This window comes from Shewanella spartinae, assembly GCF_019457555.1.
GTDB classification, from domain to species: domain Bacteria; phylum Pseudomonadota; class Gammaproteobacteria; order Enterobacterales; family Shewanellaceae; genus Shewanella; species Shewanella loihica.
The window spans coordinates 1,598,954-1,609,929 of the sequence record NZ_CP080418.1 but is presented as its reverse complement, the minus strand read 5'-3'; the positions used below and the strand labels follow the sequence as shown (position 1 = coordinate 1,609,929).

Below are 10,976 nucleotides of genomic sequence, written 5' to 3'. Positions count from 1 at the left end.
GATTATTCACTTTCTAACCCACCCGACACCGATGTGATTGGAAAACGCTGTTTGATTTCTTCTATAAGTTCAACACTTTGAGCTGCCTCAGCAAGAGAGACGCATTGATTGGGTTGTTGATGGATTTGCGCGACAAAGTCGGCAAGCATCGCTGTGTACATTTGGTTTTTATCCCATTTGGGCTCACTGTAAAGTACTTGGATGCCTTGCGGTGTAACAAATCGGATTTCATTGCCAATTAAGTCCCACTCCAGCGCCCCTTTACTGCCCACAAAACGACATTGCCGAAACGCCTTTCGCTGCAAAAAGTCAAGGTGCATGTGTACGATCGCTTGCTTTGAGGTGCTTAACAACATATCTGCACTGTCTTCAACTTCAAGACCAAGCTCTTTGGTTTGGCGCAAAACTGCGTGTTCGAGCGTTAGCTCACCCAGTAGCCATTGAGTGTAATCAAACTCGTGGCTAAGCTCTAACAAAGCCCCTCCGCCTAAACTGGCTTTCGCGGAAACACTGTCACGGTAATCTTTGCTGGGTCGCCAATCAGGCAAATACTGCCCTATCTCGACATGAGCATGATACAAATGCCCAATTTTGTCTAAGCTAAGTAGGCTTTTCATCTGCAGTGCCGAAGAGAGATAACGTAGACAATAACCAATTGAAACTGGTGTTTTGTACTGTGAGGCAATGCTCTGTAGTCTTTTCACTTCACCGACTGTTGCAGTCACTGGTTTCTCAATTAAAACTGGAATCCCCGCTTTGATCAGATGGATCGCATGCAGTGCATGGAAAGGCGCTGGCGATGCAATGATCACGAGTTGAACACGCTGAACGATGAGTTCCTCAATAGACGTCGCCAGTAAGTCTGCATCATTGACCGTTTCTTGAGGAACACGCCCACTGGCCGACATCGCATACAGCAGCGCGTTGGGGAATAACTGTTTTAAATTCCGTCGATGGCGAGTCGCGATATTTCCTAGCCCAACAACAGCAACTCGTTCCATTAGTCCAATCCCAAAGTATGAATATCCGCTTGCGCTCTATTGAAATCATCCATTCGGCCGATATCCAACCAATACTCGTGAATTGGGAACATCAAGACGTTATTTCTTTCCTGCATGTGTTGTTCTAATAGGGTCGGCATATCAATACGATGATTTTCTGGTACCGATTGAATGACTCTCGGAGAAACCACGTAAATCCCTGCATTGACAAAGAAACGTTGAATCGGCTTCTCCACCATGCTGATAATTTTGTTGCCTTCGCCGTTGATCACACCGTAGGGAATTTGATAGTCGTATTCGCGAACACACATGGTTGCGTCGGCGTCATGGTTCACATGAAAATCGAGAAGGCGCTGAAAATCGACCTTGGTCAGCACATCACCATTCATCATAATAAGCGGCAAATCTTTTGGTAGATCTTTCGGCAATAATCCCAGCGCTCCACCAGTGCCCAATGGTGACTCCTCGTGGACATACTTGATATTTGCGCCGAACTCTGAACCATCACCAAAGTGAGCATGGATCAACTCAGGCATATAGTGAGTTGATATATAGAAATTAACGAAGCCCGCCTTAATAAAACTACGGATCACTGTTTCAAGGATTGGTTTGTTGCCGATTTTGAGCATTGGCTTAGGACAGTTATCCGTCAGCGGACGCAAACGAGTACCAAATCCGCCCGCCATCAAAAAAACTGGATTTTGATATTTCGGGCGATGCAATGCGCCATGTAAGGTTTCAAGACCCACGACTCTCCCCTCATCATCAATGAGAGGTATCGAAAGAATCCCTCTTTCTTCCATAAGTTTAACAATGTCTTTTTTAGCTGTTCCCAATCTGACAGTTAAAGGAGAGAGGTTAGCTACTCGATTGACAGATTCAGTAAGAGAAAGATTCTCAAGTAGTCCTCGACGTATATCACCATCAGTCACGACACCAATTAAATGCTGGTTATAATCCACGACCAACGCAATTCTTAGAGCTTCATTATTAATAATTTCTAATGCTTCACGTATAGTTGAGTCAGGTTTAATCAATACATTGTTCCAGCAATAGCTCATGGAATATCCTTGAATTTTATTTGTTTTCTTTAATATAGACGCGAGCTGGATAGCTTGTACTACCCTTCTTAAGTGATTGAGTCACTATCGCCCCAGCACCAACGACGCTCTGCAATTCCAATATCAAACCTTGAATGACTGTTGCATTTGCACCGATATACACGCCTTCAGCCGTAAACACGTCGCCACATAAGGTGGCATGAGGCGCTATGTGATTGTAGGCACCAATCCTGCAATCGTGCTCAATCAAAGCTTCGCTATTCACTATGGTATGCTCGCCAATAACCGTGCCAGTCTGTACTCTCGCACCTGGGAAAATCTGTGCTCCCTGTTTCACTTCAGCAAAGGAAGATACCTTAGCGTCACTCGCAATCACCGTTTCAAAAACATACCCTTGTGCGAGAAACTTTTCGTTAATACTCTGACGAAAAGTTGAACGAGGCATCATGCCAATACCGTTTACCAACCGCACACTATCAGGAGAGAAGCGTGTAATATCCTCGTCTTGGGTAAGATGGGGAATGCCTGCCAATACCGCCCGTGATGAAACGTCATCAGGGCAAATGACGGCAAGTATTACTCGTCCTTGGCCGAGTAAGATATCAGCCAAAACACTGGCGTGGCCGCCCCCCCCTATCAAAACAAGCGGTAGCGGTTTATTCAATTATCAAATCTCCGGCTTGGTAAGCTCGGCTTGCCTTACGCTCGAGCATCTCCCAATACTGATAAGGTGACATGCCATTACCTGGGCGCTTAATCGTCACGTTATCTGAACTAAAGTCATCTCCCGCTTGAATCGCTTGACTTGCCACCAGACTCTTACGTGCTACCGCTTTGTTTTTGACTTCAGAGACGGTTGGAGATTTCACCGCTGACCCTAACGCCAACTCAACCTGACGGATTGCCTTCACCATCGCGGTAAGTTCATCAGGTTCAAGTGATGCTTTGTGATCTGGCCCTTCCATATTTTTATCCAGCGTGAAGTGTTTTTCGATCAACACCGCGCCTCGCGCAACGGCGGCAATCGGTATGGTGATCCCTTCGCTGTGATCAGAGTAGCCCGCTGGTAAATCAAACGCCTTGCCGAGCGTATCCATCGCTTTCAGATTAATTTCTGCCATCGGGGCTGGGTATTCAGTGGTGCAGTGCAGGATGGTCACTTTCTCTTTCAGAGCTTTCTGCCCTTCATTTGATGCGTAAGCTTGCTGAAAAGCCAGTACCGACGGTGCGACATGATCCGCTTCAGTATAGCCAAAAGCGATGACGCCCAATGCCATTTCTATTTCGGCCAGTGTCGCCATCCCCGTAGACACAATTAAATCACATCCGGTGCGTGCATGCTCAAGGACTAATGGCGCATTGGTCAGCTCACCAGAGGGCAATTTAAGTCGCGTTAAACCAAGGTCGTTGACGAGGAAATCTAAGCTTTCAGAATCAAAAGCGGTCGAAAGGAACTCAATACCAAGTGACTCACAATGTTTGACTAACTGGTGGTGAGCAGCGTAAGACAGCTCAAGTCGGCTAAGCATGGCTAACTGCGACTCTTGCTTTTGCGTATTGACCACTTGGTAATCAGCTTGCTTGGCCTGTTCTGTCACTAACTTTTTAGCTTTAAAGGTTTGAAACTTAACAATATCGGCGCCAGCTTGATGCGCAGCGTCGACGAGTTTAAACGCCAGTTCTTCGTCACCATTATGGTTTACACCCGCTTCTGCAATGATTAGAGTCATGCTGTCTCACTCTATTGGTTCAAAGGGTAAGTCATAGAATGACTTACAAGGTTCAAAATGAAGTGATTTTATCATTGCAATCACTTGTGCACTGCTATCACCTTGGCCATAAGGATTATTGATCACTTCACCGTCAGCCTTATAACCTCTGGTAATGGCCGTTTGAATTGCTTGTTCAATCTCTTCTTTAGATACCCGGCAATGCAAGACACTTTTCGCGGCCAAACGCCCTTGCTGACGCACGCCAATATTCACTGTCGGTACATCAAAAGCAGGAACTTCAATAATGCCACTGGAAGAGTTGCCAATCACCGCGCAAGCATGCTTAACAGCACTGAGATAACGCACTTGCCCCAAAGAAGGAATAGCAAGCACACGCTCTGGATTCGCTGCTGCATACGCTTCAAGCATTGGGATGATACGACGTCCACCATCATCTGCATTCGGATAAGTGACGATAACTTGATGCTCAGGATACGAATCCAGCGCATCCAGTAACGCTTGAAAACTGGTTTCTGGTGCTTCTTCACCCAAGGTAACGGGATGGTAGGTCACCAAGAAGTACGGCTGAGTCAGAGCAAAGTCAAGAGATTGAGCCAGAGCAGGCACATCCATAAACTGAGCGCGTTTAAGGTGGTCAAGTCCAATAGCGCCGATATTTTTTACACGCTCTGGCGCTTCTCCTAGCTGGATAACGCGCTGACGATACGCTTCCGTCGATGTACCATGCAGGTAGCTCAGCTTGGTGATGGCATGACGGATCGCATCATCATAAGCCCCCTCGGTGATCTCGCCGCCATGTAAATGAATCACTGGAATACGCAAAATCATGGCCGTTTGTGCCGCTGCTAAAGCTTCAAAACGATCGCCAAGAATCACCAGAACATCTGGTTTAAGCCTTGCCAAGGCATCCGCAAACCCCAACACGCCTAGCCCCATACTTTTCGCTGTGCCTACAGCTGAATCTGAGGAAAGCAGGATCTCGACTTTTTCGTCTATATGGAAGCCATCGTGCTCAATTTGCTGATAGGTTTCACCAAACTCGGGCGATAAATGCATACCTGAGACCAGCAGTTGAAGTTGAAGGTCAGGATCGGCTTGGATGTCTTTTAGAAGCCAAAAGAGCAGACCATACTCTGCTCTTGTTCCGGTGAAAACGGCAACTTTTTGCTTATAATCGCTCATATTCCCTCACCTAAATGCCTACAGGCGTACTCGGTAAGTTGATTAAATGCGCCTCAATAAATTCCGAATGAGTAAGATCCCCGCGCAGGGCTTGTTCGAACATAGGCAAGCGATGCATAAGCTGCCAAATTGGGCGAGTCATTACGCCAGCAGCATTGCTCTGCTCAAGCAGTTCATTGCGCTGCTGTGCATCCGCGCAAATGATGGCATTGAGCCAGTAGTTAGATTGCGCGTAATCTGGCTCGACCACAAAGGTCACATCGCTGCTGGCGAAAAACGCTTGGTATTGATGTGCAAGGTGGCGTTTTTGCGTCAGATAGTGTTCAAGTACTTCCATCTGTGCGCAACCCAGCGCCGCATTTAAGTTAGGCATACGGTAGTTGAAACCGGGCTCATCATGGAAGAACTCATAAGGATGGGGAACTTTGGCGGTTGTGGTAACATGTTTCGTGCGTTTACCCGCCTCTTCACTTCTGCAAAACACCATACCACCACCACCTGTGGTAATGATTTTATTACCGTTAAAACTAACCGCACCAAAATCACCGATTGTCCCCGTGTGCTTACCCTTGTAAAACGAACCTAGGCTTTCCGCAGCATCCTCGACTAACGAGATATTCCACTTCAAACAAACAGCAAGCAGTTCATCCAATTCTACCGGATGACCAAAAGTGTGCATCGGCACCACGGCTTTGATTCTTCTGCCAGTTTGCTTATGGATGCAACCTCGCTCAGTGACTTGCGCATTCTCTTCTAAGAAAGCATCCATCGCTTTAGGGCAAAGCCCCAAGCTCACGGGGGAAACATCCACAAAAATCGGCTCGGCGCCCATGTGATAAAGCGCATTACAAGTAGCAACAAACGTCAGCGCTTGCGTGATCACGAAGTCTCCACGTTCAACCCCTGCCATGTAGAGGGCGGCGTGCAAGGCTGCTGTACCGTTGACCGTCGCCACTGCCTTTGGAGTGCCAGTAAACGCTTCCATTTTACGTTCAAACTCATCGACAAACTTACCGACGCTGGAGACAAACGTGCTTTCAATGGTTTCCATTACATACGCTTTCTCATTGCCCGCAAAAGTAGGGGCATGCAATGGAATAAAATCTTGGGTTTGGTATTGGTCGCGTACAAACTCAACCAGTAACTGTGCGTTCATTCTTCTTTACCCTTACATCTTGCTATCGAGGTATTTGCCCGTTTCTTTATGACCAAAGTCGGGGATCATCGTAAAGAAGAGCGCCACAATCTGCTCTTTGCTCCAAGCTCGTTGATCTTTCATATGGGCAATTTGTTCTTCAAAAAGACTCAACAACTCCGGTTGGTACAGAGGTTCATTTTTGATGATGCCCAAATTTTCAAAACGTGCCATATCAAGCACTTCTTTATCAGTGAAAAACTCTTCGAAATCCTTTTCACCCGTCGTATCACTTTCGGTGAAAAGACAAGGCCATTTGCCTTGTGCTGGTAGCGTTTTCGCCAGTTCACGAGCTTCATCTTCATCCGCGCATAAATGCGGCTCGAAGCCTCTTTGCTTTAGGTACTTCACCGCAATGTCTGCAAATGTAATCAGATGCAATGCTTCACTGAGTTTCGGGAAGAAAATGTCGCGATTTTCACCAAAAATACACGACATCAAACACAACTCACCCGATTCTTGAGGAGTGACAAAATAACGTTTGATGTCGTTTGGTGCGACAATCGGCTGATTTTTTTGGATACGTTGGTTAAAACCATGCAGCAGCGAACCATCAGAAAAGGCCACGTTAGCAAAACGCGCAGTTGAGATGGCAATTTGCTCACTCTTACGCATCAAGAACATTTCCATAATGCGTTTGGACGCCCCCATCATATTGACTGGGTTGGCTGCTTTATCCGTCGAGACACAGAAGTACTTTTTAACGCCAGCATCAATCGACTGTTGAATCGTCTTGTCAGTGTTGAATACATTGACATCAATCATACGCATTAAGGTAAATGGGTCTTTCTCACTGCGAACATGCTTAAGTGCAGATAAGTTCAATACGTAGTCATATTGGCCATCCTCCTTAATAAACGCATCATACTCAATAGAGCCGATGTCCAATGCGAAAGTTTGGAAATCACCATCTATGTAACCGAATGAACTGCGAATATCGCGGACCAACTCCACCATATTGTTCTCGCTGATATCAACAACGTGCAACTTCTGAGGATGGCGTTTAAAGATTTCTTTAGTGACCGCTTGGCCAATCGACCCCGCACCACCGAGAACAAGAAAGCGTGACTGTGAAACAATACGAGATAGCTCAGCTTCGTGCTGAGAAATGTCTTGTGTAAACAACGCATCAGTGCGACCTACAAGGGAAAGTATAGAATTCATTACCAAATTCCCTTTGTATCAACTAAAAACTCAGAAGCTACTGATTGCTCTTTGAATTCAATATGATCAACAAGCATAACGTGAACATCAGCTGCCGCTTTTGCAACATCAAAGCTCTGAAGATCAACTTTTTCTAGTGATCTTGGCAATTGATGGATATTAGGTTCCACTGCAATAACGCTTCCTATGTGTAAAGAGGCAATTTCTTTCACGATTTGCATTGCAGGACTTTCACGTAAGTCATCTATATCAGGCTTAAACGCTAGTCCATAACAAGCTATAGTCACATCCAAAGCTGTTTTAGATGGATTCGCTTGCAAAAAGTCTACGATGGCCAACTTGACTTTGTTAATAACCCATTCTGGCTTCGCATCATTCACTTTACGAGCCGTGTGAATTAATTGGGCTTCATCAGGAGTCTTAGACACGATGAACCAAGGGTCGACGGCAATACAATGACCGCCAACTCCTGGACCTGGCTGCAAAATATTGATACGTGGATGGCGATTAGCTAAAGCAATTAGCTCCCAAACATCAATATCTAATTTATCGCAAATAACCGATAACTCATTAGCAAATGCAATCTGTACATCACGACAGCTATTTTCAGTAAGCTTTGCCATTTCGGCTGTACGCGCATTAGTGATTACACACTCGCCTTGAACAAATGTTTTGTATAGCTCTACTGAACGTTCAGAACAACGAGAAGACATCCCACCAATCACACGATCATTGTCGACAAGCTCACGAACCACATGACCAGGTAGAACACGTTCAGGGCAATGAGCCACGTTTACATCTGCTTCATTACCTGCTGTTTGTGGGAAAGATATATCTGGACGAGCTTCAGCCAACCACTCAGCAACTTGCTCTGTCGCACCAACAGGGGAAGTTGATTCTAAAATGACTAAATCACCCTTTTTCAATACGGGTGCAATTCCATTACAAGCAGATTGAATATAACTTAAGTCGGGCTCAGGGATCTGGCCTTCATCACAAGGTAGAAATGGTGTAGGCACTGCAATAAGAAATGCATCCGCTGGTTCAGCAGTTGTTACGGCCTTCAAGTAGCCTTCAGTTACAGCAGAATGTACTATCATATCCAAATCAGGTTCTACGATATGAATTTTACCCTGATTGATTGTGTCTACAGCGTGTTGGTTAATATCAACACCAATAACTTTCTTTTTGCGGGAAGCAAACATTGCAGCAGTAGGTAGACCAATATAACCAAGTCCAATGACTGAAATTGTTTCGAATGACATTTCTTTTCCTAAATTCTTATTTAACTAATTCTTCTAAAATTCTTTGGCAGGCTTTACCGTCACCATAGGGGTTATGCGCATAACTCATCTTTTGGTATGCATCTGCATCACTCAGGAGCTCATTTAGGTTAGTCACTATTTGGTTAACATCAGTACCAACCAACATAACGGTGCCCGCCTCAACGGCCTCTGGACGCTCTGTAGTATCCCGCATAACTAAAACTGGCTTACCTAAAGAAGGGGCTTCTTCCTGAATTCCACCTGAATCAGTAAGAATAATGTGCGCCTTATCCATGAGGTAAATGAAAGGAAGATACTGCTGAGGTTCGATCAACAAAATATTGTCTATATCACCCAATATACGATTTACTGGTTCTCTTACATTTGGGTTCAAATGCATTGGATATAGAATTTGTACGTCAGGATGCATTCTCGCTACAGTTGCTAACGCTTCACAAATACGCTCAAATCCACCACCAAAACTTTCCCTGCGATGACCAGTGACCAAGATAAGCTTTTTGTTTTCATCTAAGAAAGGAAACTGTTCGGCTATCGTATTGTTAAGGTCTATATCTGAGTCAATTTTGTCTTTCACCATCAATAACGCATCGATAACAGTATTACCTGTTACTATGATATGGCTTGGTTCAAAGTTTTCTTTGAGAAGATTCTGCTTAGAGGTTTCTGTCGGTGCGAAATGATACTTAGTCAGCACTCCCGTCAAGCGGCGGTTTGCTTCTTCCGGCCAAGGAGAGTAAATATTACCAGTACGCAGGCCTGCCTCTACGTGCCCTACTGCAATTTGTTCATAGTAAGCGGCAAGACTCGCTGCAAAAGTGGTTGCTGTATCACCATGCACAAGCACAACATCTGGCTTAAATTCTTGAAGGACTGGTTTTAACTTTTGAATAATGCCAGCGGTGACATCATTGAGAGTCTGCCCTGCTTTCATCAAATCAAGATCGTAATCAGGTATTATTTCAAATAATTCGAGTACTTGATCGAGCATTTCTCTGTGTTGAGCTGTTACGCAACACTTTGCCTCAAAACGGTCATCGGATGCTAAGGCATGAACTAGAGGGGCCATTTTAATTGCTTCTGGACGGGTGCCAAAAACGGTAAGCACTTTCTTTTTTGTCATTACATCTGGCCTTTTTCTTACGATTTAACTACATTTAAATCGCTGTATTTCACATTTTCATCTCAGCCTTTTAAACCTAGCTGAGCCACTGTTCGTCCATTTTGAGACAGTCGGATTTCCGCTGTCCCATGAAGGACCTAGGTTTTACCGTTTTTCTGCTCTATATTTAACAGCAGTGGTTCCCATAGACCCATAAAAATTTTGCTCTAACTTTCTTTTCTTACAAAATGTCTTATAAGAACCAGCATTACAGCTAACATGCCACCTAGCATGGTACCCAATACACAGATGAGTGCACGTTTTGGTTTAGCCTTTTCTTCAGGCACTAGTGCTGGATCAATCGTTTTAAATACATATTCATCACGAACTTCAGCGAACATGATTGTTTTAGCTTGCTCTTCAATCAGCTTGTATAAAATCGTGCGGATATCTGCAACGTTAGTTTGTGCAATTTGTTTGTTTAAAAAGTCACTGCTGCGGATGGCTTCAGCGACATCACGCTCTTTCATTTCTTTGTTGATATCTTCAACTAACCAACTGACCCATTGTTGAGCAACCGCTGGCGACAGATGCTCTACCGACACGGTTACCATCCCCGTATCCTTTGCAGAATTGATGCTAACTACTTCACTAAATTCTTTAAAAGCTTCCTGCATTGATGGTTCAGGCTTAAAAGGGGCTTTGACTTCCCTTACCCATTTTTTTGAGTCAACATCATATAACTCATTGTCATAGACAATACTGTTATCAGCCATGTTCCATTTTTCTGCGGCCATTAAGTCAGGTAACAGTTGATGCTTTTGAATAAAATCACTCGCGAACTGACGCGATTTCATCACCTCGATAGCCATTTGGGTCTTATCTACACCACCGCCACTACCTAGGTTAATACCAGCCATACTCGCTAAGCCGCCAAACTGAGAAGCAAGCGCACTTAGACCGCCGCCTTGCTCCTCACTTGCAGGAGCTAAAAGCGCTTCAGACTTATAGATATTGGGCTGCACAATGGTAAAAATAACCGAGCCAATCGCAAATATGGCTGTAATAGCAATAATTAGCCACTTGCCTTGCCAGATGACTGAAAACAGTTCTCTAAGGTCTATTTCATCATTAGCTTGTTGTACTTGAGCGCGCATATCGGAAAATTGGGCATCGCCGTAGTTTTTTATCTCGGTGGACATAGAATTTGTGTCTCTGAGTCTCATTATCCTAAGAAGAAACAAAGCACTTCGAT

10 protein-coding genes are annotated in these 10,976 nt (G+C 44.8%); all 10 read right to left on the bottom strand.

All coding sequences use genetic code 11. The features are described 5' to 3' along the window. Nucleotides 1-2: 2 nt before the first annotated feature. Nucleotides 3-1,001 carry a Gfo/Idh/MocA family protein gene (locus K0I31_RS07145; protein WP_220080367.1) on the bottom strand — a complete coding sequence of 333 codons (999 nt, stop codon included), beginning with the start codon at nt 999-1,001 and terminating at the stop codon, nt 3-5. Further along, nucleotides 1,001-2,062 (bottom strand): nucleotidyltransferase family protein, encoded by a 1,062-nt coding sequence (locus K0I31_RS07140; protein ID WP_220080366.1) that lies wholly within the window; start codon nt 2,060-2,062, stop codon nt 1,001-1,003. The genes K0I31_RS07145 and K0I31_RS07140 overlap by 1 nt, the downstream gene beginning before the upstream one ends. A 16-nt stretch (nt 2,063-2,078) precedes the next feature. Then, nucleotides 2,079-2,726, bottom strand: coding sequence for an acetyltransferase (locus K0I31_RS07135; protein WP_258406587.1), 648 nt, complete (start codon nt 2,724-2,726; stop codon nt 2,079-2,081). Further along, complete coding sequence (neuB, locus tag K0I31_RS07130; RefSeq protein ID WP_220080365.1) at nt 2,719-3,792, bottom strand: N-acetylneuraminate synthase; 1,074 nt, start codon at nt 3,790-3,792, stop codon at nt 2,719-2,721. The genes K0I31_RS07135 and neuB overlap by 8 nt, the downstream gene beginning before the upstream one ends. A 6-nt stretch (nt 3,793-3,798) precedes the next feature. Further along, nucleotides 3,799-4,977: a UDP-N-acetylglucosamine 2-epimerase gene (gene neuC / locus K0I31_RS07125; RefSeq protein WP_220080364.1), complete on the bottom strand. Its 1,179-nt coding sequence runs from the start codon at nt 4,975-4,977 to the stop codon at nt 3,799-3,801. A gap of 10 nt (nt 4,978-4,987) precedes the next feature. Continuing rightward, on the bottom strand, nt 4,988-6,133 hold the full coding sequence (locus K0I31_RS07120; RefSeq protein WP_220080363.1) for a LegC family aminotransferase: 1,146 nt from the start codon (nt 6,131-6,133) through the stop codon (nt 4,988-4,990). A 12-nt stretch (nt 6,134-6,145) separates the two neighbouring features. Then, nucleotides 6,146-7,336, bottom strand: coding sequence for a UDP-N-acetylglucosamine 4,6-dehydratase (locus tag K0I31_RS07115; RefSeq protein WP_220080362.1), 1,191 nt, complete (start codon nt 7,334-7,336; stop codon nt 6,146-6,148). Next, complete coding sequence (gene wecC / locus K0I31_RS07110) at nt 7,336-8,601, bottom strand: UDP-N-acetyl-D-mannosamine dehydrogenase (protein WP_220080361.1); 1,266 nt, start codon at nt 8,599-8,601, stop codon at nt 7,336-7,338. Before wecC ends, K0I31_RS07115 begins: the two co-directional genes overlap by 1 nt. A 16-nt stretch (nt 8,602-8,617) precedes the next feature. Then, nucleotides 8,618-9,742: a non-hydrolyzing UDP-N-acetylglucosamine 2-epimerase gene (gene wecB / locus K0I31_RS07105; RefSeq protein ID WP_220080360.1), complete on the bottom strand. Its 1,125-nt coding sequence runs from the start codon at nt 9,740-9,742 to the stop codon at nt 8,618-8,620. Between the two features lie 206 nt (nt 9,743-9,948). Further along, nucleotides 9,949-10,923 (bottom strand): Wzz/FepE/Etk N-terminal domain-containing protein, encoded by a 975-nt coding sequence (locus tag K0I31_RS07100; protein WP_220080359.1) that lies wholly within the window; start codon nt 10,921-10,923, stop codon nt 9,949-9,951. Nucleotides 10,924-10,976: the final 53 nt, after the last annotated feature.